General features: G+C 41.2%; 29 protein-coding genes and 1 pseudogene. 8 read left to right on the top strand and 22 right to left on the bottom strand.

Annotated features, from left to right (window positions below; all coding sequences use genetic code 11):
* Positions 1-103: 103 nt before the first annotated feature.
* The 7 genes from hisS to rlmN all read right to left on the bottom strand — a co-directional run bounded on the left by hisS (position 104) and on the right by rlmN (position 7,542).
* The gene (gene hisS / locus A7456_RS05420) at positions 104-1,381 is read right to left on the bottom strand and encodes a histidine--tRNA ligase (protein ID WP_067008362.1); all 1,278 of its coding nucleotides are present in this window, start codon (positions 1,379-1,381) and stop codon (positions 104-106) included.
* A gap of 76 nt (positions 1,382-1,457) precedes the next feature.
* A complete protein-coding gene (locus A7456_RS05415) occupies positions 1,458-2,285 on the bottom strand; it encodes a substrate-binding periplasmic protein (protein WP_158512486.1) in 828 nt (275 codons plus the stop codon).
* Between the two features lie 202 nt (positions 2,286-2,487).
* Entirely contained in the window at positions 2,488-3,159 is a 672-nt protein-coding gene (locus A7456_RS05410) for a YceI family protein (RefSeq protein ID WP_067008356.1), read from the bottom strand.
* Between the two features lie 163 nt (positions 3,160-3,322).
* Positions 3,323-4,438 (bottom strand): flavodoxin-dependent (E)-4-hydroxy-3-methylbut-2-enyl-diphosphate synthase, encoded by a 1,116-nt coding sequence (gene ispG / locus A7456_RS05405; protein ID WP_067008354.1) that lies wholly within the window; start codon positions 4,436-4,438, stop codon positions 3,323-3,325.
* 10 nt (positions 4,439-4,448) lie between these two features.
* On the bottom strand, positions 4,449-5,258 hold the full coding sequence (locus tag A7456_RS05400) for a helix-turn-helix domain-containing protein (protein ID WP_158512485.1): 810 nt from the start codon (positions 5,256-5,258) through the stop codon (positions 4,449-4,451).
* Positions 5,255-6,082, bottom strand: a complete 828-nt coding sequence (gene pilW, locus A7456_RS05395; RefSeq protein ID WP_158512484.1) for a type IV pilus biogenesis/stability protein PilW — start codon at positions 6,080-6,082, stop codon at positions 5,255-5,257. Before pilW ends, A7456_RS05400 begins: the two co-directional genes overlap by 4 nt.
* A gap of 257 nt (positions 6,083-6,339) precedes the next feature.
* Positions 6,340-7,542, bottom strand: coding sequence for a 23S rRNA (adenine(2503)-C(2))-methyltransferase RlmN (gene rlmN / locus A7456_RS05390; RefSeq protein ID WP_067008352.1), 1,203 nt, complete (start codon positions 7,540-7,542; stop codon positions 6,340-6,342).
* A 127-nt stretch (positions 7,543-7,669) separates the two neighbouring features.
* Here rlmN and A7456_RS05385 point away from each other — a divergent pair, with 127 nt between their 5' ends.
* Positions 7,670-8,674: an adenosine kinase gene (locus A7456_RS05385; protein WP_067008349.1), complete on the top strand. Its 1,005-nt coding sequence runs from the start codon at positions 7,670-7,672 to the stop codon at positions 8,672-8,674.
* 127 nt (positions 8,675-8,801) lie between these two features.
* On the opposite strand, the gene A7456_RS05380 is transcribed toward A7456_RS05385, so the two are convergent.
* Together A7456_RS05380 and argC are read right to left on the bottom strand one after the other, a co-directional pair.
* Complete coding sequence (locus tag A7456_RS05380) at positions 8,802-9,014, bottom strand: heavy-metal-associated domain-containing protein (RefSeq protein ID WP_066888750.1); 213 nt, start codon at positions 9,012-9,014, stop codon at positions 8,802-8,804.
* Positions 9,015-9,119: 105 nt separating this feature from the next.
* Positions 9,120-10,202 carry an N-acetyl-gamma-glutamyl-phosphate reductase gene (gene argC / locus A7456_RS05375; protein ID WP_067008643.1) on the bottom strand — a complete coding sequence of 361 codons (1,083 nt, stop codon included), beginning with the start codon at positions 10,200-10,202 and terminating at the stop codon, positions 9,120-9,122.
* Between the two features lie 171 nt (positions 10,203-10,373).
* Between argC and A7456_RS05370 the strand changes: the two genes are divergently transcribed.
* Both A7456_RS05370 and A7456_RS05365 read left to right on the top strand, forming a co-directional pair.
* Positions 10,374-11,204, top strand: coding sequence for an RnfABCDGE type electron transport complex subunit B (locus tag A7456_RS05370; RefSeq protein ID WP_067008346.1), 831 nt, complete (start codon positions 10,374-10,376; stop codon positions 11,202-11,204).
* Positions 11,205-11,220: 16 nt separating this feature from the next.
* Positions 11,221-12,516: a DUF2868 domain-containing protein gene (locus A7456_RS05365; protein WP_067008343.1), complete on the top strand. Its 1,296-nt coding sequence runs from the start codon at positions 11,221-11,223 to the stop codon at positions 12,514-12,516.
* Positions 12,517-12,535: 19 nt separating this feature from the next.
* Here the strand turns inward: A7456_RS05365 and A7456_RS05360 are convergent, their stop codons facing one another.
* The 5 genes and pseudogenes from A7456_RS05360 to A7456_RS05340 all read right to left on the bottom strand — a co-directional run bounded on the left by A7456_RS05360 (position 12,536) and on the right by A7456_RS05340 (position 16,132).
* Positions 12,536-12,964 carry a 2-amino-4-hydroxy-6-hydroxymethyldihydropteridine diphosphokinase gene (locus tag A7456_RS05360; protein WP_067008640.1) on the bottom strand — a complete coding sequence of 143 codons (429 nt, stop codon included), beginning with the start codon at positions 12,962-12,964 and terminating at the stop codon, positions 12,536-12,538.
* 35 nt (positions 12,965-12,999) lie between these two features.
* Positions 13,000-13,359 carry a dihydroneopterin aldolase gene (gene folB, locus A7456_RS05355; protein ID WP_067008340.1) on the bottom strand — a complete coding sequence of 120 codons (360 nt, stop codon included), beginning with the start codon at positions 13,357-13,359 and terminating at the stop codon, positions 13,000-13,002.
* A gap of 97 nt (positions 13,360-13,456) precedes the next feature.
* Positions 13,457-14,353: an EamA family transporter RarD gene (gene rarD / locus A7456_RS05350; protein WP_067008338.1), complete on the bottom strand. Its 897-nt coding sequence runs from the start codon at positions 14,351-14,353 to the stop codon at positions 13,457-13,459.
* Between the two features lie 2 nt (positions 14,354-14,355).
* A pseudogene (gene aroA, locus A7456_RS05345) lies at positions 14,356-15,714 on the bottom strand (3-phosphoshikimate 1-carboxyvinyltransferase); the annotation flags it as partial.
* 52 nt (positions 15,715-15,766) lie between these two features.
* Complete coding sequence (locus A7456_RS05340) at positions 15,767-16,132, bottom strand: helix-turn-helix domain-containing protein (RefSeq protein WP_067008332.1); 366 nt, start codon at positions 16,130-16,132, stop codon at positions 15,767-15,769.
* Positions 16,133-16,259: 127 nt separating this feature from the next.
* On the opposite strand from A7456_RS05340, the gene A7456_RS05335 reads away from it, so the two are divergent.
* The 3 genes from A7456_RS05335 (at position 16,260) to A7456_RS05325 (ending at position 17,322) form a co-directional block, all read left to right on the top strand.
* Entirely contained in the window at positions 16,260-16,532 is a 273-nt protein-coding gene (locus A7456_RS05335) for a hypothetical protein (RefSeq protein ID WP_067008318.1), read from the top strand.
* A gap of 85 nt (positions 16,533-16,617) precedes the next feature.
* Positions 16,618-16,944: a hypothetical protein gene (locus A7456_RS05330; RefSeq protein ID WP_067008314.1), complete on the top strand. Its 327-nt coding sequence runs from the start codon at positions 16,618-16,620 to the stop codon at positions 16,942-16,944.
* Between the two features lie 15 nt (positions 16,945-16,959).
* A complete protein-coding gene (locus A7456_RS05325; RefSeq protein ID WP_067008311.1) occupies positions 16,960-17,322 on the top strand; it encodes a hypothetical protein in 363 nt (120 codons plus the stop codon).
* Positions 17,323-17,376: 54 nt separating this feature from the next.
* Here A7456_RS05325 and A7456_RS05320 read toward each other — a convergent pair whose 3' ends face one another.
* The 6 genes from A7456_RS05320 to A7456_RS05295 all read right to left on the bottom strand — a co-directional run bounded on the left by A7456_RS05320 (position 17,377) and on the right by A7456_RS05295 (position 22,669).
* Positions 17,377-18,297: a prephenate dehydrogenase/arogenate dehydrogenase family protein gene (locus A7456_RS05320; RefSeq protein ID WP_067008308.1), complete on the bottom strand. Its 921-nt coding sequence runs from the start codon at positions 18,295-18,297 to the stop codon at positions 17,377-17,379.
* 149 nt (positions 18,298-18,446) lie between these two features.
* Entirely contained in the window at positions 18,447-19,568 is a 1,122-nt protein-coding gene (gene pheA / locus A7456_RS05315; RefSeq protein ID WP_067008306.1) for a prephenate dehydratase, read from the bottom strand.
* Positions 19,569-19,736: 168 nt separating this feature from the next.
* Positions 19,737-20,747, bottom strand: a complete 1,011-nt coding sequence (locus tag A7456_RS05310) for a DNA polymerase III subunit delta' (RefSeq protein WP_066888764.1) — start codon at positions 20,745-20,747, stop codon at positions 19,737-19,739.
* Positions 20,744-21,313, bottom strand: coding sequence for a histidine phosphatase family protein (locus A7456_RS05305; protein ID WP_067008303.1), 570 nt, complete (start codon positions 21,311-21,313; stop codon positions 20,744-20,746). Before A7456_RS05305 ends, A7456_RS05310 begins: the two co-directional genes overlap by 4 nt.
* Positions 21,314-21,321: 8 nt before the next feature.
* The gene (gene kdsB, locus A7456_RS05300; protein ID WP_067008300.1) at positions 21,322-22,101 is read right to left on the bottom strand and encodes a 3-deoxy-manno-octulosonate cytidylyltransferase; all 780 of its coding nucleotides are present in this window, start codon (positions 22,099-22,101) and stop codon (positions 21,322-21,324) included.
* Positions 22,102-22,252: 151 nt separating this feature from the next.
* Positions 22,253-22,669 (bottom strand): helix-turn-helix domain-containing protein, encoded by a 417-nt coding sequence (locus A7456_RS05295; protein WP_082995454.1) that lies wholly within the window; start codon positions 22,667-22,669, stop codon positions 22,253-22,255.
* A 316-nt stretch (positions 22,670-22,985) separates the two neighbouring features.
* Here A7456_RS05295 and A7456_RS11385 point away from each other — a divergent pair, with 316 nt between their 5' ends.
* Positions 22,986-23,144 carry a hypothetical protein gene (locus tag A7456_RS11385; protein WP_158512483.1) on the top strand — a complete coding sequence of 53 codons (159 nt, stop codon included), beginning with the start codon at positions 22,986-22,988 and terminating at the stop codon, positions 23,142-23,144.
* A gap of 44 nt (positions 23,145-23,188) precedes the next feature.
* Positions 23,189-23,608: a hypothetical protein gene (locus tag A7456_RS05290; protein WP_067008294.1), complete on the top strand. Its 420-nt coding sequence runs from the start codon at positions 23,189-23,191 to the stop codon at positions 23,606-23,608.
* A gap of 46 nt (positions 23,609-23,654) precedes the next feature.
* Here A7456_RS05290 and lpxK read toward each other — a convergent pair whose 3' ends face one another.
* Complete coding sequence (lpxK, locus tag A7456_RS05285; RefSeq protein WP_067008291.1) at positions 23,655-24,671, bottom strand: tetraacyldisaccharide 4'-kinase; 1,017 nt, start codon at positions 24,669-24,671, stop codon at positions 23,655-23,657.
* Positions 24,628-26,454, bottom strand: a complete 1,827-nt coding sequence (gene msbA, locus A7456_RS05280) for a lipid A export permease/ATP-binding protein MsbA (protein WP_066891992.1) — start codon at positions 26,452-26,454, stop codon at positions 24,628-24,630. Before msbA ends, lpxK begins: the two co-directional genes overlap by 44 nt.
* Between the last annotated feature and the right edge of the window lie 45 nt (positions 26,455-26,499).

The raw sequence follows: 26,499 nt of genomic DNA, 5'->3' as shown, positions 1-26,499 counted from the left end.
AAACATATCTAAACCTGCTCATGGGCAAATTTAGCGTTTAATTGCTACTTCACCGCTTATTGCTCTTACTCTAAGACAGACACGCCCCAATCTGTCATTTCATTTAATAAAAATCAAAATCCATCATGGCGTAACTTACCTGCTCCCCTGTTGCCATGTTCTTAACTGACACGGTTTGACTGCTAACCTCATCATCACCGATAATCACAGTAAACCCTGCCCCAGATTTATCGGCTTTTTTCATCTGTGATTTTAAACTTGTGGCAGATGCCATTTTAACACGCAAATTTGGGCGATGTGTGCGTAACTCATTGGCGTACAACACAGCGTTCATATAGACATTCTCACCTGCCACAACAAAGACATCGCAGGCGGTAGTATCGGCGATGGGATTGACCGCCTCTATAAGTAACATCAAGCGTTCAAGTCCCATGGCAAAACCTACCGCAGGCTCACTCTGTTCAGGTTTGCCTTTGATGATGCCAATAAGTCCATCATAACGCCCACCACCACAAACCGTTGCCTGTGAACCCAGTTTGTCCGTTACCCATTCAAAGACGGTTTTGTTATAGTAGTCAAGCCCACGCACAAGTTTTTGGTTGATGACAAAATCAATGCCAAGCGTGTGTAGGTAGTTTTGCACCTGCTCAAAATGCAAACGACTCTCCTCACCCAAAAAGTCAGACAACTTAGGTGCACCAAGCAAAATCGCCTGTGTCTGTTCATCCTTGCTGTCAAGCACTCGCAAAGGATTGGTACTGACACGGCGTTGGCTGTCATCATCAAGTCCATCAAAATGAGCAGTCAGATATTCAACCAATGCCGTTTTATAAGCGATACGCTCATGAGCCTCGCCAAGCGTGTTAAGCTCCAAGCTTACATGCTCAAAAACCCCAAGCCGTCTCCACATCATCGCCGTCATCGCAATCAGTTCAGCATCAGCATCAGGTAGCGGTGAACCGATGCTCTCTACCCCAAGCTGAGCAAACTGACGATATCGTCCTTTTTGTGGACGTTCATAGCGAAACATGGCTCCCATATACCACAATTTTGGTGTATCGCCACGGGTCAGATTATGTTCTATTACCGCACGCACGCACCCTGCCGTTCCCTCGGGGCGTAGTGTAAATGATTTATCATCTTCATCTGCACCTGTATTTTGGTTGCCATGCACCACACCAAACATCTCTTTTTCAACAATGTCAGTCGCCTCGCCCACGCCACGGGCAAACAAATCTGTATTCTCCACCATAGGCAGACGAATTTGACCAAATCCATAGGCATCCAACACTTGCATCAAAATATGCTCTACTTTTCGCCATTTGGCGGATTCGGCTGGCAAAATGTCATTAAAGCCACGGATGGCGGTAAGTTTAGTCATATTTTTTCCCAAATCAGTTTTATCAAAAAGATATTTCAATTTATATTACAACATCATTTTCGTTATTAGTTAAAAACTAAAACCACTTTTTAAATATTTTTTGATAAGTGCCATCACTTTTCATATCTAGGATGTGCTTATTCATGTCATTCATCATGTCCACATTTTCTTTATTTATCAAAAATCCATAAGATTGTTGTGGATAATCATAATCAATGGAAAAATATAAAGGGTCTTTTTTTGTTGAATATTTTGAATAAAAATAAGGCATGGCAACAGAATTACCAATGGCAATTTTAACATCATCTCTTAAAAGAGCCTGCACAGAAATCCAATCACTGACCGTATAATCTATGTTGGTATTGTCATGATTATTTTCATAATCTTTGACTATGGTGAATGTGGTTTGCATTGAATCTTCTTTAACAGCTGTATAATTCTTATCAATATCCTCCAATTTCTTGATTTTGGGATTTTTGCTTAGCAAAGTTATTGGATAAACATCCAAATAAGAGTTGGTCATATTATATTTTTGAGTTCGTTCTTTGCTAATCTCAATACCTGCAATCATGTCTATCTCTTTATCATTCATGCCATTAAAAAGGTCATCTCCTGGCTGATATTCATATTGAAAATTATAATCAGAACGTTCATCTATTTCTTTTAAAATGTCATACTCAAAACCCTGAATGCCCCCCTTTTCGTCAATAAAAATCAGTGGTGCATTACCAGTTGAAGATGACATAAGACCCACTTTAACATCAAAAGATGATTTTTGGGCAGATGGTTTTTGGATGGTATTGGCATCAGCATTAATACCTGATTGTTTATTTTCATCATTCTTTAATGAATTGTCAGCATTAGAACAAGAAGCCATCAATAAAGAACATGATAAAACTGTCATGAATGATGATATATTTTTTTTCATAAAATAAATTCCAAAAAGTAAGAGCCATTAAATACACAAAAATACGAGATAAACATTTATAAATCATCGTATGATTGGGTTGCATTATTGTCTTAGGGCGTTATTAAGGCATAAAATTTTATATCAATATAACCAATTAGGTGCAAAGTCATTTTATGTATGATTTGACAAATATCATTTAAGGTTTTTTAAATTTGCCTTGAAATTTGACTGGCACCAAATAACTGATGCTCTTTAAATCCATCACCTCTGTTAAGCTATTTAAGCCCTGCATCATTTCAAGTTCTAGCAGATTTATATGCACAGGCTCTTGTGTCATCACATTTATTGTATTGTCATCCAACTTTATGATTTTAAGGGAAGCCTCGGTTTGTATTGTCTTGCCATGAAAAGAGATGGTCAATGGCTGTACTTTACTTGCTTCTTCATGAACACCAAGAGCATTTATCCAGTCATGATCCATTTGGGATTGAATCTCTACCTTTGGAAATCTTGCTGTCTCAAAAAGCCATTCTTTAATTCTTTGGTCTCTGATAGAGATGTCTGTATCAACACTGTCAAGCTCTATCTCCATTTTTAGGTTACCTTGCTTATCCAAATAGCCAGAATAGGTATTAAAAACACCCTCCTCGACAATGTCATTATCATTCTTATCGGTCTTTGTGCTATAAAATCTAATGTCCGCCTCTTCTAAAATCCAATGAGATAAGGCATTTGACTTCTCTGTCATTTGGACGTTGTTTGAAGAATTACTCTCCAAAGCAGGCTGTTTGGCAATATTTTCTTTTTCAGTACAACCATACATACCAAGCGATAGGATAAGAAAACCCAAAACAAGAGTGCGTTTCATCACATTACCTCATATAAAACCATAAAATCAAAAAAATAACCTACTAAAATACTCTATTAAAGTCGGTATGAACATCAATTTATCAAAGAATAGCCGTCATATCATCAACAAATACAAAAGGCAAGCATGCCTTAGAATACCAAAGAGTACCAAATGACAATTTTTATTGAGCCACCCTGACAATCTCACTGGCTCGTTTGTCCGCCAACTCTTTGGCCTTTTGACGCACCATTTTTTCTATTTCATCTACCAAATTTGTGGTATCAATCAAATGGCTCTTTTGACCCATTTTATACACCAGTGAATTTGGACTTGCCCCCACCACGCCAATGGTTGCCTCTTTGGCTTCCCCCGGTCCATTGACTTTACAACCAATCACCGACAAATCAAGCGGTTCTCTGATGTCTTCTAGGCGAGATTCTAGCTCATTCATGACTTTAATCACGTCAAATTCTTGACGGCTACAAGACGGACAAGCAATGAAGTTGACGCCATTTGAACGAATGTTTAGCGATTTTAAAATATCAAAACCAATTTTAATCTCCTCCTCTGGCGGACTTGCCAAAGATATTCGCATGGTATCGCCAATGCCATCAAGCAAAAGCCCACCTAGGGCAATGGCGGATTTTACCGTACCTGTACGATACACACCCGCCTCGGTAACGCCCAAATGCAACGGGCAGTCCACCTCTGCTGAGATGAGCCGATAAGCATCCAATGTCAAAAAAACATTGGATGCCTTGACCGAGATTTTATAATCTTGAAAATTTAATTTTTCTAAAATATCAATATGACGTAAAGCTGATTCTAGCATGGCTTGCCCTGTTGGTTCGCCATATTTTTTTTGCAAATCTTTTTCAAGTGAACCTGCATTGACACCAATACGAATGGGTATGTTATGATGACAAGCACAAGAGACCACCTCACGCACCTTTTGGTCATTGCCAATATTACCCGGATTAATGCGTAGGCAGTCCGCTCCCGCTTCTGCTGCTGCCAGAGCAATTTTATAATCAAAATGAATGTCAGCGATAAGCGGTACATTGACTTGCTTTTTAATTTGGGCAAATGCTGCCACAGATTCCATGGTAGGTGTTGAGACACGCATTAAATCAGCCCCCGCCTCCACACAGCGTTGTATTTGGGCGACTGTGGCATCAATATTACACGTATTGGTATTGGTCATGCTCTGCACGCTGATGGGGGCGTTGCCACCGATGGCGACATTGCCAACCATGATTTGACGAGTGGGGCGACGTTTGATGGGACTGTGGTGCATGATAACTCGCTTATTGTAGCGTTAAAGTGGCTTTGCCATTTTGGGTATGCTCACCCAAACGAATGGGGCGTTGATTAAAATTCAAATCTACCTGTGCAGGATTGTCAATCTCAATGGTAAACGGTGTCTCACCCTTTAACTGATAACCCCCACGGGACTGCAAGCCTTGCATGAGCACTCTGTCATGTTTATCGGTGATTTTGATATTAACATCTCCTTTTGACCAAATATCAATCACACCTTGACCTGCCATGGTTTGGGTGGTAGATTCACCATCATTTGTGCCTAAATTTAATGCCGAACCCGATGCACCGACCGCCGCTCCTTGGGCTTGCTCGCTTGGATTTAGTATTTGTGTTTGGGCAGTTGGGTTTATTTCATCTGACCTGTCTATTGCACTGGATATGATTTTTAATAACACAAAACCAAAAATCACAAGTGCAATCACCCCTGCAATAAGCCATGGATTAAAACGCATGCCCCCACGCCCACGCTCAATTGTACCCATGGGCGTCAGTGGTGCTTTAATGTCATTGACGCTCTTGGTGCGTTTGTTCTCAGGGTAGATACTTTCAAATTCTCGGGCGAATTCATTGGCATCAAGTCCCAAAAACTTAGCATAGTTCATCACAAATCCCCGTGCAAAAGCAAATTGGGGCAGAGCATCAAAGTTCTCCTCCTCCATCGCCTGTACGTGGCGTTTTAGGATGTGAAGTTCAGCCGCTGCTGCATCTAGTGAGTAGCCACGAGACGTTCTGGCACTTCTTAATTTACCGCCAAAACCTGTGTTTGATGCTGGTTTGTCGTTGGTTTGGCTCACTGTAATGCTCCCGTTGGGTTGTTTAGCCATTGTTTTAGTTGTTTTGCTTCATCAGAGAGTGGATGTTGCGACAAAAGTTGACTTGACAATCGCTGAATCTCTTGGCGATCATTTTGCAAAATACCCAGACGGACTCCTTGATATAGCAAGCGTGATGGCATGGGTTGATTATGAAGTTGCGCCATCGTTTTTAGGTCATTAAAGTAGGCTTTGGCTTTTAGGGATTCATGTCTGCCAATTAGGATATCAATCATCTCCATTTTTGCTGTAACCGTTGCACTCTCCGTCTCTATTGCTTTATTAAATGCCATCTCCGCCGCTTTTGGATTGTTCATTTTTAGATAGGTCAGTCCCAAATTTTCCAACGCACCTGCACGATTATGATAGCCTAAGGTACTGCCTGCAATATTAAACTGCTCAATCGCTTCTTGATGACGTCCAAGCTCGGACAGATACACCCCATAATTATTGCGTGCTTGGATAAAATCAGGGTCCAGACTGATCGCCTTTTTAAAGTATTTTTCGGCGTTGGCAATATTGCTAGGACTGCCCTCTATTTTGAGCAAGTTGCCCATCATATCATAAGCAGGGGCATAATTTGGCTGTGCCTCTATCGCTTCATCCAACTGTCTTTTGGCAGCATCCAACTGTCTTTGGTTGATGTACTGCCCTGCCAAAGCGGTGCGTGCTTGGGCAAGCTCCATCTTATCACGTTTACGCTGTGATGGGTCAGTACCTTGATAGACCGATGTTGTGTTTTGTGAAGTGCTTTGACAAGCCGTCAATAAAACGGTCAATGTCGTTAATATGACTAAATATTTCATGATTTTACCATAATTACCATGATGAACAGTTACCATGATGAACAATTACAAATTGTTACATCATTGTGCTGCATGTAAGGGTCAAATCCATATTGACAACCATCCAAAACTTGCACGCTTTTTATAAAAACAAGACAGAAAAATCATCGCCATTCTAACAATTATCAACAATTTTTGCCAATGTTTTCATTTTTTCCAAAAGTATCGCCATTTTATCAGATTTTTACAAAAAAAGACAAATTTGGCATAAAACATCCCTAATCACTGGTAAGGCATGCTTGGCGTTTTTTGATGCTCTCTTGCCATTTTTTGGCTCGCCGTGTTCTGTCCGCCACTTGCCCAACAAGCTGACCACAAGCAGCATCAATGTCATCGCCACGAGTTTGACGCACCGTACATACAAAACCTGCATTATTTAAAATATCACAAAACGCATGAATGCGGTTATTGCTTGAACGTCCATAAGGGGCGTGGGCAAAGGGGTTAAAGGGAATTAGGTTAATCTTACTTGGCAAATCTTTTAACAACGCCACAAGCTCATGAGCGTGTTTATCGCTATCATTTACCCCATGCAACATGACGTATTCAATGGTAACGTGTTTTTTGTGACGTGGATTTTCATCATAAACATACGCCTTGGCAGCTTTTATGAGTTCAGCCAAAGGATATTTTTTATTGATGGGTACAAGCTCATTACGTAGCTCATCATTGGGGGCGTGCAAGCTGATGGCAAGAGCGACATCAATGTCCTTTGCCAAATCATACATTTTTGGCACAATGCCCGACGTAGATAGTGTAACACGGCGTTTGGACAGCCCAAAGGCATGGTCATCAAGCATGAGACTCATACTCGCCACAACAGGATGATAATTTAAAAGTGGCTCACCCATACCCATCATTACCACATTGGTAACACGGTTTTCACGCTCGGTGGGGGCAATGCCTTGCATATAGGACTGATTGGCAACCCAAAGCTGTCCGATAATCTCGCTTGCTGTTAAGTCTCGCTCAAAACCTTGCTTACCTGTACTACAAAATGAACAGTCTAACGCACAGCCTACCTGACTGGACACACACAGAGTCTTACGCCCAAACTGCTTACCATCATCGGCAGGGATAAGTACTGTCTCAACAAGCGAACCGCCCGCCACTTCAAACACCCACTTACGAGTACCATCTTCGCCAAACTTCTTGAACTTAACCACAGGTGGTACCACGCACGCAACTTTATCAAGTTTCGCTTGCAAGGCTTTGGATAGGTTGGTCATCTCAAAAAAATCAGTAACGCCAAACTGATAAATCCACTTCATCACCTGAGTGGCACGAAACGACTTTTCACCCATACCCACAAAAAATTGGGAAAGTTCATCTTTTGACATGCCCAAAAGATTGGTTTTTTGGTTTTTTTGGTCAAAGGTGGTTGTATCGGGGGTGTAAACAACAGGGATTTTGGCGGCCATGGCATGGTTTTTTATAAAAATTAACCGCTTATTATACAAAAAAAATCGGATAAAGTCATGAATTTAACAGGTAATTTTGGCAAATTTTGTTATAATGACAGTTCATTTTAAATTACAAGGAAAAACCATGTACCAACTTGTCGCCATTGGTAACGCTCTTGTTGATACCGAATTTAAGCTCTGTGATGAGATTTTAACCCAAACAGGATTAACCAAAAGCAATATGACCCTTGCTGACACGGATGAACAAACCGCCTTATTTGACATGTTAAACACGCATGGACTTACCCCCACCAAACAAGCAGGAGGTGGTTCAGCAGGCAATACGGTGGCATGCTTTTCAGCACTGGGTGGCACGTCCTTTTACTGCTGCCGAGTAGGGCATGACAAACGTGGTGCATTTTATTTGTCTGACATGCAAAATATGGGCGTGGCGATAGATGCTGGCAGAGCCGAAGTGGTGGGGGCAACAGGCACCTGTGTGGTATTGGTTACAGACGATGGTGAACGTACCATGCAGACCAATTTGGGGGTAAGTGGTGAAATTGACCAAAGCAATGTGGATTTTGATGTTTTAAGCAAAGCAAAATATCTGTATCTAGAAGGTTATCTTGCCATGACGCCATCGGTGCAAGATGCCATTAGCAAACTGTGTCAAACCGCCAAAACGCAAGGGGTGAAAATCGTGGTAAGCTTTGCTGACCCTGCGGTGATTCGCTTTGCCAAAGACGGTATATTATCATGGCTGACAGGGCTGACAGATGGTGTGGATGTGATTTTTTGTAACATGGATGAAGCCAAACTCTTTGCTGGCACAGACGATAACACCCAAGCGGTGCATGCCTTACTTGCTCATGCTGCTTTGGTTGTCATCACAGATGGGGCAAATCCCACCACTGTGGCGGACAAAGATGGTATTTATATGTATGATGTTGCCCCTGCCAACGTGATAGACACCAATGGGGCAGGCGATAACTTTGCAGGGGCGTTTTTATATGCCCTATCAGAAGGGGCGGATTATAAGAGATGTGTCGCACTGGCAGGGGGTGTGGCAAGCCGTGTGGTAAGCCAGTTTGGGGCAAGACTGCCCAAAGCGGAGTATGATTTGATTAAACAGACAGTTTTGACATAAGACAGTTTTGACATAAGACAGTTTTGACATAAAAAGACAGATGGTAATACATTTGCCAACATAAAAATAAAAGGTCAATCCCTAGGATTAGCCTTTTACTTTATTCGTTTACAATTAAAGCTCTCATCTAAGTTGTGCTAAACCCTGCTCCCTCAACCGCACCGATAAGCTCAATCTTATCTACCTGAGTGTCATCATACTCAATGACCGCTTGCTTTAATGGTAAATTAACCTCTACGCTTTGCACCCCTGCGATGTCATTAATGGCGTTATGCACACTTTGCACACAGCCATCACAGGTCATGCCAAAAACTTTTAGGGTTAAAGTTTCAACTGCCATAATACGCTCCTTTGGTAAGTGATTTGATAAATGATTTGGTAAGTGAAAATGACCAAAATGACAAATAAAAGTGATGTGGTTTATGTTGGGGTTTGTGGATATTTTTCAAGGCACTACCGCACAACCCCCAAAATCCACGCCCAATCCGCATCTTTCATCAAATCCACATAAGATGTTCATATTTTGTATCGCCTGCCCAGATGCCCCCTTGACCAGATTATCTTGGACAACCAGTACAGTCAAGACCTCATCATCTTGATGAACGGCGATTTTTAGGCGGTTGGATGCTCGCACAGAACGGGTGTCAGGCAACAAGCCTTTGGCAAGTACGTCCACAAAATACTCATGCTCATATGCTTTTTCAAAAATTTCCTGCCAATTTAACACCTTACCATCATCGGTTAAGGTCAGATGAATACTGCTAAACATACCTCGAATCATCGGCACAAGATGGGGAACAAAACGCACCTTTTGAGTAAATTTTGATTTTAAAAACACATGTATGCCTTGATTTATCTCAGGGCTGTGGCGATGAGAGGCCACGCCATAGACAGAAAAATTCTCCGACAATTCACCATACAACAAATTCACCTTGGCATGACGCCCCGCTCCTGACACCCCTGATTTGGCATCGATGATGATATTGGGCAAAATCAAGGGTTTATCAGCACCATTTTGGACGTCTATCACAGGCTTTAAGCCTAAAATGGCGGTGGTAGGATAACAACCTGGATTGGCAATAACCTGAGCGGATTTGATTTGCTTGCGGTGAATTTCAGGCAAGCCATATACCGCCTTTGTCAGCACATCAGGGCAGGTGTGTTCTAGCGCATACCATGCACCAAACTCACCCAAATCTTGTAAGCGAAAATCTGCCCCCAAATCAATGACCTTAACCCCTTGTGCAATAAGGCGTGGCGTATGATTCATAGCAACCCCATGTGGTGTGGCAAAAAAAACAACATCACACACCTTGCCAATTTCATCCATGACATCATCCGTCATATCACTGTATACAATATCACATACCCCATGTAGGTTTGGGAAGATTTCACTCACCTTACGCCCCTTTTCACTGCGAGAGGTTAGATGGCTAATACTGACATAAGGATGACAAGATAACAGGCGAATTAACTCAACACCTGTATAACCTGTACCGCCAATGATGGCAACATGAATCTTTGACATGAACTCTCCTAAATATATAAATAAGATAAACGAGTTTGACACGCCCTTTGGATTATAAAAAATTTTTATCATTTTGGCAAATAAAATCAGCCGCCCCATCATGTCATCACAATATTGACACAACCTTGCCAAAACTTGTTATAATATCCCTTTTATTCACAGCCTGCCGCCATGAATGACCGCTTATGTTGCCTGCCAATTTTATTCAACTCCTTAGACCTTGACCGCCTTAATCCCACTCAAAAAATTACCGTTCAACAAATAGATGAACAACTACCCCAAACTCAGTGCGGTCTGTGTGGATATCCAGATGGCTGTTTGCCTTATGCTTATGGCGTGGCGGTAGATGGCAAACCCCATAATTTATGCGTACCAGGCGGTCAAGCTGTTACAGACAGCATTCATATGGTGCTTGCAAAACATGGCGACATACGCCCCACTCTGCCTGCAACTACCAGTAAATGGCCAACCGACCCTACCACTGACCGCCCTACCGAAGTAAGAGCCGTCATCGATGAGAACGATTGCATTGGTTGCACCAAATGTATCCCCGCCTGCCCTGTGGATGCTATTATTGGTACAGCCAAACACATGCACACCATCATCACCGACCTATGTACAGGGTGTGAGTTGTGTTTAGCTCCCTGCCCTGTGGACTGCATTCGTTTGGAAGTACACCCACGCACCATCACAATAAGTGAACGAATACACGAACAGACTCATCTACGCAGTCGCTATCACCGCCATCTTGACCGTGTCGCCCAAAGTATCGCCGACGGTACCAAACCTGTGGTCAGCTCCGTTGAATCTGTCATGGCAAATGTCATCAGCGAACAGACAAGCACACCCATGGATAAAATCGCCGCCAAAAACGCCATTGAACTTGCCAAAATTCGTACTCAAATCAAAAAGCTCACCAAACAACTTAGCGTAAAAAACAGCCCCACCATCCAAGAAGAACTTGACAGCTTAACAAATAAGTTGCGACAATTAGAGCAATAATCCTGCGAGATGTGCCATGTCATTAGAAAACATTCACCCAGAAAATCTGAGTAACATCAATACGCTAGACCCTATCATGCACAAAAAACTTGATTTGATAAGACGCTTGGAGAATTTAGGTTTTATTTTTGCCATAAACCCCAAAGTCGCCACAGAGCAGGCTTGTTCATCAGATGGCACACCCACCGACAAGCTCATCTATCGTGCCAGTCTTATGGATGGTCAAGGCAAGCTACAAAGTGCCTTGCACAAAGGTGATTTTTGGATTAAGGGTGCAGGCAGGTTATATGCTGGCATCTCGTTCGTGGTTGGGTTTATTGGGGTGTTTGGACTGCTTAGCACACATGTAATCAATTTTTTCTATGTCCTGCTAGGATTGCTCGGCTGGCATACACTTACGCTTGTTTTGTGGCTTATCGGATTAAACAGCCCTAGCCGTCATTTTGGCATTTATGATGTGATGAACTGGTTTCGCCCCAAATCTGTCATAGACAGCGAAGCCTTTGATATTTATCAAGAAGAGTTTCAACAAAACCCCACATGGCAAATCGGTAAAATCATCCACAGAGCTTGGCTCTTTGGTTTGACAGGTAGCTTACTTGCTCTGCTTATGCTGTTTTTGTTTAAAAGTTATGCCTTTGTATGGGAATCCACACTGTTATCGCAACACCATTTTGCCATGATTTTAAAGGGATTGGGATTTGTGCCGGGTTTGTTTGGCTTTGAATTACCAAATAAAATGGGTCTGCCTTATGGTGACATACCCCCTGCTCGCCTTGCCATGCTCATGATATTATCGGTGGTGGTCTATGGCATGATACCACGCTTGTGTGCTTATCTGTTGTGCCATATCAATGCTCGTGAACGTTTTAGTATTAACCTTAATTTATATTATTACCAAAATCTACTTCGCACTTTTAACCAAAGCATTGTGGATAAAGACGACTACACCCCACGCACACCAAAACCGAGTAAAACCGTCCCCAGCACTCACAAAAAAATCGTAGCAACCCTAGAATGGGCAAGTGATGATGCACTTTGGCATGGGCTGGCCTCTGATGTCAAAAATTTAGGGGCGGTTGATACCAAAGAAGACGTGCTTCACCTCACTCAAATTGCAAACGTTCTACATGCCCAAATCCTGCTCGGTGTGGACTGTCGCATATTGCCTGATAGGGGTGTGCTTAGAAAAGTGGATTTGATACACAAAAACAGCGATTATGGCATGATTGTCAAATTCTTGCACGGTGATGGTTACATTCGTGAGTGGCAAGATACACTAAATGAACGAAATATTGAACAGTTAAATTAATACACAGACTGATTGATTATTAAATCGTTTGATTGGTTAATAAAAATGGAGCGATTTCAATCAATCCCTTTTTTTCATGCACCTTAAAAGGCAAGCGTTTTTTGATGACATGCCACGTGCCATCATCATAATACGCCAAAATATCCAAATCCATGGGTATTTTTATTTCATCTGTTTTGTCTATTTTTAAAACATCATGCTCTCGTCCACACTTTTTTTCTATGCTTTTGAGTGCAAGATTAAAGCCGTTATGGTCTATTGGTTCATATAATGTCATCACCACCACAGCATTATGATAAATCAAATCCGTTTTTCCTGTAAAATCCTTTGAAGCCACGACAGACGACAACAGCACATCACCCCATTTTTCTAATTGAGCAATGGCGATATCAAAACTTATTTTACCATCGCTATTGCTGCCTAAGGCGATGACATATTGGGTTATCATATTGTTAAAGTCAAAAATTTTTAAAGTTAAAAAATTCACGTGGATTGATGGCGAACGATTTTTACACCCACACTATCAGCGTGTTGTATGGCGTTGGGTTTATAAATGCTAAGTGTTATGGTTTGACAAGGATAATTTTCAAGTAGGTACGCACAAATCTCTTGGGCAAGTTTCTCTAACAGTTTTGCCTTTATATCACAGCACAGTCGCTCAATGTCTTCACACACGCTTTTATAATTTATGGCATGTGCCACATCGTCTGTTTGGCCTGCCTTGGTCGTATCACACACCATCTCACAGTCTACCACCAAAAGTTGCCCAATGGCTCGCTCCCAATCATACACACCGATAATTGCATCAATTTTTAAACCTTGAATAAAAACAATGTCATTCATTATTTATCTCCTTTATTAACATTAATATTAAATATATTTGGAACAATATCATTTATTCTACATTGAGTATTTTTGGTATTTAAAAAATAACACCAAATTAACCTCTTCTGTATTTTATCATATCCACACTAAATATCATAAGTCCAAGCCAAATCAACCCAAAAATTGCAAGGCGTTTTGGGTCAATCGGCTCATGATAATAAAACACAGCAGTCAAAAACAAAATACTCGGTGCCAAATAACCTAAAAAAGACAAAGTATTAAAACTTACCAATTTGGTTGATTGATTGTAGAGTAAAAGGGGCATTAATGTAATCGGGCCTGCCAAAGCAAGTAACCACACATCGCTTGATAGCCAAAGTGCCATATGGGAGCTTGCCACATTGGCATAACGAAGCCATATCAAGCACAAAGGCAATAATAAAGCCGTCTCAATAAACAAGCCATCAATGGCATTAAATGGCGTCTGGCGTTGTAACACCGCATAAAATGTAAAAGACACTGCCAAAATTAAACTCACCCACGGCAAACCACCAAATAACACCACTTGAATACCAACAGCAAGCACAGCAAGGGCGATGGCGATTTTTTGTAAGGGTCGCAATCTTTCTTTGAATATAATAAGGGATAATGCCACACCCATTAAGGGGTTGATAAAATAACCAAGACTGGCTTCAAGTACCCTATCATTTGCCACTGCCCATACATAAGTTAGCCAGTTCATACCAATTAGTAGAGCTGACATAAAGGTCAAGCCAAGCCATTTGGGGTTTTGGCGGATTTGGGCAAGCCAAGATGACCTTTTGCCAATAATGACAACAAGGCTCAACATCACAAAGGTCCACACCACCCGATGCACAATCACCTCAACGGCATGATAATTGTCTAATAATTTAAAATAAAAGGGAAAGTTGCCCCACATCAAAAATGCCAAAAGAGCAGTCATGATGCCTTTGGGGGTGGTGGTGATGGGTACGGTTGGTTGTTTTGCCATGGTTAAATCACATCATTTTTTACGTTCACATGAAGCCCTGCTCCATTCACCAGCCCAGCAAAGTTTGGAAAACTGGTGTTCACCGTTTCTGTGCCATGTATGATGATGGCATCACTCGCCTGCAAACTTGCCACCGTAAAACTCATGGCGATGCGGTGGTCGTGGTGGCTGTCAATCTTGCCCCCAGTAAACACCCTTTTGCCATGTTGATGTTCATCGCCTTTACCGATAATCTCAATGCCATCATCAAGCACCGTACAATCAATGCCCAGCGTTTTTAAACCATCTGCCATGACAGCAATACGGTCAGACTCTTTGACACGCAGCTCTTTTGCTCCACGCAAAATCGTCTTGCCAGTGGCACAGCTTGCCGCCACAAACAGCACAGGAAATTCATCAATGGCAAGTGGCACAAGATGGGCAGGAATGTTGATGCCTTTTAGTTTTGATGATTTGACCATGATGTCTGCCACAGGTTCACCGCCCATCATCGTCTCATTGGCTAGGCAAATATCTGCCCCCATGAGTTTTAAAATGTCAATCACACCCGTGCGAGTTGGGTTAATCCCCACTTGTTTTATGGTGATGTTGCCATGATTGGCGATGGTGGCCGCCACCATAAAAAATGCCGCACTAGAAATGTCCGCAGGCACGGTAATGTCGCAAGCGGTGAGTTGTCCCCCACCTGTGATGCTGATTTTATTGCCATGTGGCTGTTTGTCAACCACCACCGTATAACCAAACGCCCTTAACATGCGTTCGGTATGGTCACGACTAACCTCAGGCTCTATGATGCTTGTTGTGCCGTCTGCCCACAACCCTGCCAATAGCAAGCAGGATTTGACTTGTGCTGATGCCATGGGCATGACGTAATCAATGGCTTGTAGGGACTGACCACCTGTTATGGTGATTGGCGGTGTGCCTTTTGTGCCAGTGGTTTGAATGACCGCCCCCATTTGGCGTAATGGCTTGGCAACTCGCTCCATGGGACGCTTGGATAAACTCACATCACCCATCATCACGCTGTCAAAGGGTTGTGCGGATAAAATGCCTGATAACAGTCGCATGCTTGTGCCAGAATTGCCCATGTCTAACGGCTTGCTTGGGGCTTTTAAGCCATTCATGCCCACGCCATGAATGACAACTTTGTCATCATTGCGTTCTATCTTCACCCCCATATCACAAAAGGCTTGCAGGGTAGATAATGCGTCTTCACCTTCTAAAAAATTGGAAACTTTTGTTATGCCATTTGCCAAAGAACCAAACATAATACAGCGGTGCGAAATGGATTTGTCAGGGGCAACATGACACGTACCCATAAATGTGTGGCTTGGGGTGATGTGGTATTTCATTGCTAATTCCTAAGCTAAAAAAGTTTTGGTAAATAGTGCAAATTACACACCATTTTAGGCATTAAGTTTTGTCCAAAAGTTTTCTTAATAATTCAATTTCTTTATCTTTTTGAGCAAGTAATTCATCTTTATAAGAAAGGGATAATTGTAATTTCTCAATTTGGGTAATTAAATATTGGTCGCCATTATAATAATTATTGCTATTATTTTCACTAATTTGACAAACAAATTTTTTATTATCCAATAATTCAGTAACTTCAACACCAAATAAAGTTGCTATCTCATTTAACCGCTCTAAGTTTGGCATACTCTCACCCCTTTCTATTTTGGCATAGCCATTTCTGGTAATGCCTAATTTTTCCGCCATTTGCTCTTGCGTCCAGTCGTTTTGCTCTCTTAACTCACGAATGGTTTCAACATTTATCATAAAAATACCCATATTTTTTAACAAAAGACCACTCGCAGTTGTCAAATGACAAGTGTGGGTTGGTTTAAAAATAAAATAAATTATTGTAACATATAATGGTTGAAATTCAAAATTTTTTGGAGAAACTATGCTTGGTTTTTTACGGTTGGTGCGTGGGTTTTGTGGGCTTGTCTTTGCTTTGCAAGTTCTTGGTGCTTTTGGTACATTACTAACATTAAGTCAAGTTGAAAATATTTCACCAAATGACGAAGCGAGTGTTTTTGCCTTTATTTTTATCAAAATAATTTTTGCCGTTATTTTTGGTTTTCCTTATTTTTATTTAAGAAAAGTTATCAATAATATCCACCAAAAACAAACTGGCGATAATGAATTATTGATAAAATCAAAATGGGCTTTGTGATTTCATTTTGGAGTGGATTTTATGGGATTTGCAGAAACCTTAATTTGTGTAACTTGTATTGGTATCTTGATCACCTATTTTATTTATGTGGAAAAGTTACGGACAAGATAAAGCAAAAGAAAGAGAGCATATTTACAATACCATTTTACAAAATCTAATTAGCACTTATGTAAAAATGCCTAATTTATTTGCATCTTTTAATGAATACAATAGAGACCCAATGCAAATAGAAAGATTTATTATGGATTATGTTTTTAAAACATTGCAAGATAAAGGTCATAAAGATATTAGTCTAATTACTTTTTGTGGAGATATAGAAAGACTACCTGATATTAGAAAATCATTGAAATTCTTAAAGGGAATTTATATACTCGGTTTGAGACAAGCCGAAAATTTCGGACTTATAAAATAGTTGGTTGATAATATTATGAAAATCTTATTTTGGATAATTGCCATTATCGCCATTTACTTTATTTATGCGTATTTCTCTGGCTATCAAAGACAACTCAATTACCAAAGAGCAATCGCTGATTTAATGCAACAATTAGCGATAAATCCACATCAATTTTTTGCCCCAAAGTTTAGTTCTCCCCCAAAAACTTTTCTGACGCCACACGACATATATGATTTGGCAATGTTCAAAGTAATTGAATTGTCATTGGAAAGAAATATTCGTTCTCCTATCAATGCCAATATTATTCCGTCAGATATTATGACTTTACCAAATGCAAAACAAGATTTTGAAAAATTATGTGCATTTGCTTATTCTGTTGTGAATGATAGGAATTAAATTTCTATTATTCTACTATTTAGGGTGCGTAATACGCACCTTACACACACAATTTTATAAATTCTTTAACTTCTCTTTCTCCACCAACAACCGCCCAAAATGTTCTCGTGCGTTTTTGGCAATTTCAAAAGTTTTTAATAAATCATCGGAATTGTCATCTTCAATGGCGGATTTTAATTGATTTAAAATGGTTTGATAATTATCCAATCCTTTTAACACCGCTTGTTTATTTGCCAAAAAAATATCATGCCACATGATTGGGTCGCTGGCTGCGATGCGACTAAAATCCCGAAATCCGCCCGCTGTATAACGAAAAATGTTTAGATTTTCATCGTCTTTGGCAAGCTGATAAGTCAAGACATAGGATAATAAATGGGGCAGGTGGCTCGTTAATGCCAAAATCTCATCATGTTTATCACAAGAAACAAAATCTACCTTTGCCCCAAGTGCTTGCCAAAGTGTGGCAATTTTATCTACTGTGATTTGATGATTAAATTCATGTGGGCAAATGATGAGCTTATGGGCTTTAAATAAATTGCCATCTCTTGCCATAAAACCTGACTTTTCTGCTCCTGCAATTGGGTGAGCCAAAACAAGATTTGATGGCAATACCCCAAAAACATCAAAAGCATCCTTTAAAATATTGCCTTTGGTGCTGGCGGTATCACTGATGATAACATCATCTGGCAGTAATTTATTATCAATGGCGGTTTTAATTTTGGCTAAAATATTTTTAATTGCAAATGCAGGAACAGCGATGATAATACATTCACAATCTTTTAGTTTGCCTGTATTTGCTAACATTAATAAATCATCATCACCATCTTGAATTAATTTATCATTAATAGAATTTTTAATAACCAATTTATTAAAATCTACCGCATATAATTCGCCAACAAGATGATTATCAATAATCCCTTGTAAAATACTACCACCTATTAAACCCAAACCGACGATTAAAACTTTGTTGAACATCTTATTTCATACTTATTTATAAAATATCTTTTATTAAATGAGCGTTTTGCTTTATGTCAGTTTTTTCAAAAAGACAGGCACGCCAAAACCATATTCATTAATGCTTAAAAATTTAAAGTTCTAGCTTTTATTGTTTGGCTCAAAATAAATCAAATCACCGCCTTAGGGTACGAACCCAGCACCCTAAGTTCTTTGACAATGCCACGAATTTCACCAATGGCAGCACTGACATTGGGGTCTTGGATATGACCATTCATGTCAATAAAGAACACATATGACCATTTATTAGGACGCTCAGGGCGAGTCTCGATGCTGGTCAAAGACACCCCATGCTTTCTAAAAGGGTCTAAAATCTCAATCAATGCGCCCGATTTGTCATGTGCTGCCGCCAAAATGGACGTTTTATCTTGCCCAGATGGGGCGATGCTCTCACGCCCAACAATCAAAAAGCGGGTGGTGTTACCAGGGTTGTCTTCAATGTTCTCATACAATTTATGCAAGCCGTACTCATTGACCGCCACCTCTCCTGCAATGGCGGCTGAGTGCCACTCGTTTTGTAGGCGTTTTGCCGCTTCACCATTGCTTGACACCGCCACCCGCTCCACATTGGGAAAATTCACATCAAGCCAATGACGACACTGTGCCAATGATTGCTGATGCGAATAAATACGGCTTAGGCTATCTACTTTGGTATGCTCTGCCACCAAAAAATTATGATGAATGGGCAATTCCACCTCACCGATGATTTTAAGAGTTGACCCTAAAAAGGCATCAAGGGTATGATTAACCACGCCCTCGGATGAATTTTCAACAGGGACAACGCCATACATGGCAGAACCTGCCTCCACTTCACGAAACACATCGGTAATCGTGGTAAGCGGTACGGTTGTCGCCGCCTTACCAAAATGTTTTAGGGCGGCAGCATGGGTAAATGTACCAACAGGCCCCAAATAAGCAATCACTTGCGGTGATTCTAAATCAAGGCAAACCGACATGATTTCACGAAATAAAGTCGCCATTTTTTCATCGCTGATGACCCCACCTAAGTGATTGTTCCTCGCCATGACAGCTTTTAGCACCTGTGCTTCACGCTCAGGGCGATAAAATATGGGGTGGTCTTCATGTTGTTTTTTAATCTCTGCCACTTGTTGGGCAATGTTCGCTCGCTCATTAATAAGTCGTTGAATCTGTTCATCAATAACGTCAATCTTGCTACGCAAATCTCTGATTTGGTTGGTGTTTGGGTGGGTTTTGGGGATTTGTTCGCTCATTTTTGCTCTTTTTGTTTGTTAAAAATCAACTAATGATACATGAATAATAAGGGTTTGGGCAAATGTTTTTTGGGATTTTACAAAAAAATTATCATGCTCGTTTTTTGTATCTTTTGGGCAAGCATACCCAAAATAAGTCTTTTATGTCCCAATTGATAAAACTAAGCATCACAACTGCCCCAATTGATAAAACAGCTCATCATAAGCCATTTTTTCCTGTACGTTTTGTCCGACCGCCACCGCCACATCATCAAGACCCGCTAAAAATCCCTCCACCTTATCAAGACTCAGAATTTGTGTTTCGCCCATCAATCCCATCACATCAATGTCCGTATGAATACTATCAAGTCCAAAGCTCACTCGCATCACATCCATAAGCATCAGCCGTGTCAAAACAACAAAATCAGCAAAACTCATCACACCCTGCCAATAGTCACTGGCACTCACCGCTGACCGTTCGCCATACCTTAGAGTAAGCCATGTTTTTAGCCACAGCATTCGCTTATCAAACCATACCGCCTTTGGCAAATCTACCGCCTTTAATACCGCCCCATCTGTAAGCATCAAAGCAAGTTTGGCAAGGTTGCCATCACCTAACTGTTCGCTGACATAAGACAACGCCACATCATAAGAGACATGCCCAAGCGGTAAGGCTTGCACACGACTTTTTATGGTTGGCATAAGTTTGGCGAAATTATCGCTGATGAGTATCAAATACACACCTGCTCGTGGTTCTTCTAGGGTTTTTAAAAGGGCATTACTCGCTCCAACAGTTAGGGTATCGGCATCATCTAATACAATAAGCCGAACGCCATGCCCCTTGATATGACCATACTCTTGCAAGGCTCGCACATCATCAATCTTAATAGACGACGATTCGCTCTTTTTGGAGGTTGGCAGACTCTCATGTGGTAACACCATGACATCAGGGTGTGTGCCTGCCATCAGCCAACGACAACTCTCACACGCCCCACACGCTCCACGCTCGTTTTTATTTTGGCAAAGCAACCACGCCACCAGACGCCACACAAATTCACGTTTGCCAATGCCTGCCATGCCATACGCCAAAAGCCCATGTGCCAATTTACCATCATGAAATTGGGAGGTTACCTGCCTCCAAGGCTGTTTTTGCCAAGGAAGCAATGGAGCAAAGTAGGGTAACTGTTCTTGCTCGCTCATGGCGTATCGTCCATGTGAATTTCGTGGTAGTGTTTTAGCATGATACCGTCAAATTCAAATGCCATTATCCACGGAAATTTATGCTTATTGGCATTAAAATCCTGATAACCAAAATCCGCCTGATAATACTTAATGATGGTAGATAATGCCGTACCGTGCGTGCCGATAACAATCGTCTGATTGGGATAATTTATCAAAATTTCATGCAACATAGCAATGTTTCGTTGCTGGACACGGTGCAGACTTTCGCCATTTTTTAGATGATACCCAAAATCTTGCCACTGCTTTTGGCTAAATTCATCAAAATCATCCACCCAAGTGCCAACCCGCCTTTCACAAAGCTCCGCTTTTAGATGAATGTTTTTTTTGCGGCTGTTGGCAAGCGGATAAATTGTATCCACCGCCCGTTTGTAAGGGCTTGAAAAAAACACATCAATATCAATGCCCCTAAACACATCAAGCAGCCGCTCGCTTTGGGCAATGCCTTTTGGGGTCAATTCTCGGCTAAACTCATCACGATTGGCATAATTGGGTTCGGCATGGCGAATAAAATAAACTGTGGTCATCGCTACCCCTAAAATTTCAAAAACTCATCAATCGGCATGGCATTTAGTCTGTCCAAATCCTCTTGTGTGTCCACCCCAAGCGGCAAAACAACTTTGGCAACATCTATGGCAATTTTTTGTCCATGCTCCAAAATACGAAGCTGTTCTAGACTCTCTAAACATTCAAGCGTGCCTTGTTCCCACGCACTAAATTGCTTTAACAACCCAACCCGATAGGCATATAACCCCAAATGGCGATGGGCATTTTTTGGGGCATTACCCAATCTGTCTGTCAAATGAGCGTCTCTGTCGTAGGGTATGGGGCTGCGACTAAAATACAGTGCTTTTTGGTGTGCATGGACAACTTTTACCACCGAATTTTTATAAAAATCATCATAATTATCAATCACCTCGCACAAGGTTGCCATGACACAGTCATCATTGGCAAGTAGCAGATTTTTAACCTGCTCTAACAACAAAGATGGTACAAGCGGTTCGTCACCTTGCATGTTAATGACAATGTCATCGTCTGCCAAACCCAAAAGTTGTGCCACCTCTGCCAGTCTGTCCGTGCCTGAGACATGCTCAGCTGTCATCACCACAGGCACGCCTGCACGCTCACACACATCAAAAATGCGTTCATCATCCGTTGCCACACACACGCTGTTGGCAAAAGTCGCTTGTAGGGCTTTTTGGGCTGTCCATAAAATCATGGGCTTGCCATGCAAATCAAGCAAGGGCTTGGCAGGTAGACGAGTGGATTTGTAGCGGGCAGGGATAATGATGTGGGTTTTGGGAGTGGGTTTCATGGGTGTTCCTTTGGATTAAGAAGTAAATTTGTGTCTATTGTATGATATTTTTGGAAAAAATTTTAGGTTTTTGTGAGCAATGCCACCCTACAATCTAAAAATGGTAGATTATCAATAAAATCCCAACTTGATGAAGTTGGGATTTTATTGTTCATTTTGATTTTTTTAGTAGCTCAATAATCTCTTTTAAGTTATTGATTTCAATATCTTTTTGAGCAATTATTTCCTGCAAATGGTCTAGTCTTACCTGCAATAATGCCACTTCACTTGATTGTGATGCTTCGCCAAACTGCATAGTTTTATGATAAAAATTGGTAATAGGAGAATGGTTAATGCCTGTTGCTTCATCATTAATAATAACAATACTATCTCTCTCCATAAGAGCCTCCATACTAACACCCAAAGCTTGTGCAATTTTTTGTAAACTTTCGGTATTTGGCGAACATTCGCCACGCTCAATCTTGGCATAACCACTAATAGATAAGTCTGTTAATTCCGCCATTTGGCTTTGCGTTAGGTTTTTTTCTTTTCTTAACTCTTTCATAGTTGGCATTTTTTGAGTGGACATAAAATAACTACTTTAAGGTTATAAAATTGTTATTATAGTTGCTTTTATCACAAAAAGTAAAGTGATATGATAATGCTAACTTCAAAATCCATCAACCAAAAGAGGTGAGTTATGTTTATTTATCACAAAAATTTTGCAATTATTTATTGCAATAGCAAATGGCAATGCGATAAATGCCATACAGTCAATCTTGGCGGTAAGCGTTGCCAAAATTGTGGCTCTCCAAGATAATTTCTTTTTACGGTAAGTTATTTATAATAAATATCTTACCGTAAATAACCTATAAGCTTTTAAATCTATTTTTAAGGTACTAGCTATGTCATTAAAATACCAAGCTTCGGCACTTGACAAAAACGGAAAAGCAACCCATTTCACAACCATCTTAGCCAACAATAAAGATGAAGCCTTACAAAAGGCATGGGCTAAATTTTATGAATTAGGTATTAGACCCGCTTCTGTTAAGGTAAGTTCTTAAAACTCAAATAGCGATAAATTCAATGTAAATAAAGTGAGATAACTATGGGTTTATTTGACTTTTTATTTTCAAGCAATAACAGCTCAACCTCCTCTAATCATACAAAAACATTGGTTCGAGTTTGGGTTCAGGCATCTTGGGGAGACTGGGAGGGTTGTCAAGATGTTGAAGAGTATAGGCTGTATTTACAACGCAAGCTAAATTTTTACGGAGAGATAGACATTCGACACGGCTTGGAATGGTGGAACTATGGTATGGATTTATACAGAGATTACAATACCGCAAATGATAATTGGACACCAGAAAGTAGTGATTGGATTGATAGCCTAGCAAGAAATAGTAATGTTGCATCCAATTTAACAGGTAAATACATGGCATTATGGTATAGTAATGGCAGTATTGAGGTTATTGATAAAGACGGACGGGTTTGGCGTAGTTGGACAGCCTCCTCATTGCCAATCTAAGATAACAAGTTGGTATTTTTATAAAGATCAATCCATTCAAAAGCACTTAAAAACCAACTCCCAACACCCCAAGCACCCTATCCATTTCTCCATAGACGCTATCCGACAATACCGCCTGCACAGGTAGCACCCAAATGTTATCAAATGCCCCATGATTTGGGTACGTATTAGCAAGTTTGTGCAATTTAACGGCGTCTTTGCTGGTTGTAATAATCGGCAAATCGGTCAAATCGGTCAAATCATCAATCTCAAAGACATGATGATCGCCAAAGGCCTGCTCTATCACGTCAAATCCAAGCTCGCTTAGGGTTTTAAAAAAGCGTGTAGGATAACCAATGCCACTTAACGCATAAACCCTTTGGGGTGCCAAATTTTTATCACCCCCCAATAGCGGTATGGGCTTAGTTGGGATTAGGTGCATGAGTAGAGCTTTATCATCATAACGTTCAGCTCGGCTGTCATGATGGATGACGGTCGCCTCTGTCAGACGGTCAAGCGGTTCACGTAAAAAACCCTGCGGAAAGAGCTTTTCATTGCCAAAACCACGCATACCATCTACAACTATCCATTCCACATCTCGGTGTAGGGCATGGTGCTGTAATCCATCATCGCTGATGACAAGTTGCAAAGTTGGATGATTGTGTATTAATAAATCAATCACTTGACCACGATTTGCCCCTACCGCCATGGGTACATTTGTCTCTTGGACGATAAGGCATGGCTCATCACCCACTTGAATGGGTGTGCTATCAGCACAAACCATTGCAGGGGCATTGCCTGTACGTCCATAACCACGACTTATCACGCCCACATTGATGCCCTTGCCTTGTAAATACTTGACAAGGGTAATGATAAGCGGTGTTTTGCCACTACCGCCCACCGTGATATTTCCGATGACCATCACAGGGATGGGGGCATGATATTTGCTAAGTTTGTCATTATCATACAAAAACTTACGCACACGCCCCACCACGCCATACAGCAAAGACAAGGGGCTTAACATGATAAGTATGGGTGAATTATCTTGCCATGCTTTGGTGATAAGAAGTTCTGGATTTTTCATGTGGGCTTTGGGGGCTTGGTTTGTGTTGCTGGTCAAAGGTACGTTCATACATGGTGCGATACATCCCATCTTTGGCAAAGAGTTCATCATGTGTGCCCATTTCCACGATTTGCCCTTTATCCATGACGATAATACGGTCGGCGTTTTGAATGGTAGATAGGCGATGGGCGATGACAAGTGTTGTCCGTCCTTGCATGACAGTTTCTAGTGCTTTTTGAATGTAGTATTCGCTTTCGTTATCTAAGGCAGATGTCGCCTCATCTAATATCAAAATCGGTGCATCTTTTAACAACGCTCGCGCGATAGAAAGCCGTTGGCGTTGCCCACCTGACAGCTGTAAGCCGTCTGAACCGATGAAGCTGTCATAACCGTTTGGCAAATCCATGATAAAATCATGGGCATAAGCTGACTGGCTTGCCTGAACAATCTGTTCATAAGACTTGGTAGACAATGCCCCATAGGCGATGTTATGAGCAACCGTATCTAAAAATAGCGTTATTTGTTGATTCACCATGGCAATCTGTTCACGCAAAGATGATAATTTGATGTCATCAATGGGCATGCCATCTATCAGTACTTGCCCTGATGTTGGGGTCAGTGAGCGAGTGAGTAGATTGACCAATGTGGTTTTACCAGAGCCTGACCGACCAACAACCGCCACCGTTTCACCTGCCTTAATGTCAAGATTAAAGTCCTTTATCGCTTGTACACCGCCGTCATAAGTAACACTTACATGGTCAAAGCGGATATTACCATAAAAGATAGGGGTGAGTGTGCCTGTATCACGCTCTTCGGGTGCATCTAGTAGCCTAAACACAGATGCACCGCCTGCCAAACCTCGTTGTAGTCTCTGATTGACATCGGTCAAGGCTTTGACAGGGCGAGCAAGCAATCCTGCGGCGATAAGAAAAGATACAAACTGCCCTGCTGTCATTCCCCCCAAAATCTCAGGACGCAAAGACAACCACACCACAAAGCACATGCCCATCGCCATCAGCAATTGAATTAATGGTGAGTTGATGGCAGCAAGCACGGTAATTTTCATGCCTTTTTGTAGATTGTCCAAACTGGCTTTATTAAACCTATCAGCTTCGTACGCCTGACCGCCATAATTTTTAACGACTTGATAACCTGCCACGGCTTCGTTAGTGATATGGCTTACCGCACTCATGGATTCTTGGATGCCTATTGACAGCATGGCAAATTTCTTGGATACTTTTTTGACAATCCAAAAAATCGGTGGAACAACTGTCATTAGCACCAATGTCAATCGCCAGTTGCTATAAAACAGGTAGCCAAATAAAGCGATGACCGTCATGCCCTCTTTTAGTAGCGTGGTAATCGCCTCATTACTGCCTGCGGTAACTTGCTCAACATCAAAGATGAGTTTGGATGAGATGGTACCAGCAGGATTTTTTAGATAAAAATCAGATGGCAGGCGTAACAATTTTTCAAAAACCGCCACACGCAAATGATAGACAAGGTTGCGAGAGACATACGCTGAATAATATCCCCCCAAAAATGCCCCCATACCCCGAAAAAAAAATAAGGCAATCACCAAAAAAGGAAACCAAAATTTACCTTTTTCGTCATCATGATTGATGGCATCAATAATAAATTCAAAAAGTTTGGCACTGGCAACCTCAGAGCCTGCACTAAGTATCATACCAAATACCATAAAAATTGCCGCCCACCAGTAGGGTTTTAGATAGGACACCAGACGCAAAAAGACCGCCAATTTATCATTGGAGTCAAAGTTAGTTTGGGGGGTAGGTTTTGACATGATTTTCAAAAGAAAGATTTATTGGCATTGTAACACAAAATACCA

This window comes from Moraxella nonliquefaciens, assembly GCF_001679005.1.
Classification (GTDB): domain Bacteria; phylum Pseudomonadota; class Gammaproteobacteria; order Pseudomonadales; family Moraxellaceae; genus Moraxella; species Moraxella nonliquefaciens.
This window is presented reverse-complemented; position numbering and strand designations above follow the sequence as displayed.

Excerpts from the sequence above, each read along its gene's own strand:
- rlmN (WP_067008352.1), bottom strand. The coding sequence starts at position 7,542 with ATGGCCGCCAAAATCCCTGTTGTTTACACCCCCGATACAACCACCTTT.
- A7456_RS05410 (WP_067008356.1), bottom strand. The coding sequence starts at position 3,159 with ATGAAACGCACTCTTGTTTTGGGTTTTCTTATCCTATCGCTTGGTATG.
- A7456_RS05365 (WP_067008343.1), top strand. The coding sequence starts at position 11,221 with ATGTCATTAGAAAACATTCACCCAGAAAATCTGAGTAACATCAATACG.
- A7456_RS05330 (WP_067008314.1), top strand. The coding sequence starts at position 16,618 with ATGTGGAAAAGTTACGGACAAGATAAAGCAAAAGAAAGAGAGCATATT.
- hisS (WP_067008362.1), bottom strand. The coding sequence starts at position 1,381 with ATGACTAAACTTACCGCCATCCGTGGCTTTAATGACATTTTGCCAGCC.
- A7456_RS05380 (WP_066888750.1), bottom strand. The coding sequence starts at position 9,014 with ATGGCAGTTGAAACTTTAACCCTAAAAGTTTTTGGCATGACCTGTGAT.
- A7456_RS05360 (WP_067008640.1), bottom strand. The coding sequence starts at position 12,964 with ATGATAACCCAATATGTCATCGCCTTAGGCAGCAATAGCGATGGTAAA.
- ispG (WP_067008354.1), bottom strand. The coding sequence starts at position 4,438 with ATGCACCACAGTCCCATCAAACGTCGCCCCACTCGTCAAATCATGGTT.
- A7456_RS05290 (WP_067008294.1), top strand. The coding sequence starts at position 23,189 with ATGGGTTTATTTGACTTTTTATTTTCAAGCAATAACAGCTCAACCTCC.
- lpxK (WP_067008291.1), bottom strand. The coding sequence starts at position 24,671 with ATGAAAAATCCAGAACTTCTTATCACCAAAGCATGGCAAGATAATTCA.
- kdsB (WP_067008300.1), bottom strand. The coding sequence starts at position 22,101 with ATGAAACCCACTCCCAAAACCCACATCATTATCCCTGCCCGCTACAAA.
- msbA (WP_066891992.1), bottom strand. The coding sequence starts at position 26,454 with ATGTCAAAACCTACCCCCCAAACTAACTTTGACTCCAATGATAAATTG.
- A7456_RS05295 (WP_082995454.1), bottom strand. The coding sequence starts at position 22,669 with ATGTCCACTCAAAAAATGCCAACTATGAAAGAGTTAAGAAAAGAAAAA.
- A7456_RS05385 (WP_067008349.1), top strand. The coding sequence starts at position 7,670 with ATGTACCAACTTGTCGCCATTGGTAACGCTCTTGTTGATACCGAATTT.
- pheA (WP_067008306.1), bottom strand. The coding sequence starts at position 19,568 with ATGAGCGAACAAATCCCCAAAACCCACCCAAACACCAACCAAATCAGA.
- argC (WP_067008643.1), bottom strand. The coding sequence starts at position 10,202 with ATGTCAAAGATTCATGTTGCCATCATTGGCGGTACAGGTTATACAGGT.
- A7456_RS05370 (WP_067008346.1), top strand. The coding sequence starts at position 10,374 with ATGAATGACCGCTTATGTTGCCTGCCAATTTTATTCAACTCCTTAGAC.
- A7456_RS11385 (WP_158512483.1), top strand. The coding sequence starts at position 22,986 with ATGTCATTAAAATACCAAGCTTCGGCACTTGACAAAAACGGAAAAGCA.
- A7456_RS05305 (WP_067008303.1), bottom strand. The coding sequence starts at position 21,313 with ATGACCACAGTTTATTTTATTCGCCATGCCGAACCCAATTATGCCAAT.
- folB (WP_067008340.1), bottom strand. The coding sequence starts at position 13,359 with ATGAATGACATTGTTTTTATTCAAGGTTTAAAAATTGATGCAATTATC.
- pilW (WP_158512484.1), bottom strand. The coding sequence starts at position 6,082 with ATGAAATATTTAGTCATATTAACGACATTGACCGTTTTATTGACGGCT.
- A7456_RS05340 (WP_067008332.1), bottom strand. The coding sequence starts at position 16,132 with ATGATAAATGTTGAAACCATTCGTGAGTTAAGAGAGCAAAACGACTGG.
- A7456_RS05335 (WP_067008318.1), top strand. The coding sequence starts at position 16,260 with ATGCTTGGTTTTTTACGGTTGGTGCGTGGGTTTTGTGGGCTTGTCTTT.
- rarD (WP_067008338.1), bottom strand. The coding sequence starts at position 14,353 with ATGGCAAAACAACCAACCGTACCCATCACCACCACCCCCAAAGGCATC.
- A7456_RS05325 (WP_067008311.1), top strand. The coding sequence starts at position 16,960 with ATGAAAATCTTATTTTGGATAATTGCCATTATCGCCATTTACTTTATT.
- A7456_RS05310 (WP_066888764.1), bottom strand. The coding sequence starts at position 20,747 with ATGAGCGAGCAAGAACAGTTACCCTACTTTGCTCCATTGCTTCCTTGG.
- A7456_RS05320 (WP_067008308.1), bottom strand. The coding sequence starts at position 18,297 with ATGTTCAACAAAGTTTTAATCGTCGGTTTGGGTTTAATAGGTGGTAGT.
- A7456_RS05415 (WP_158512486.1), bottom strand. The coding sequence starts at position 2,285 with ATGACAGTTTTATCATGTTCTTTATTGATGGCTTCTTGTTCTAATGCT.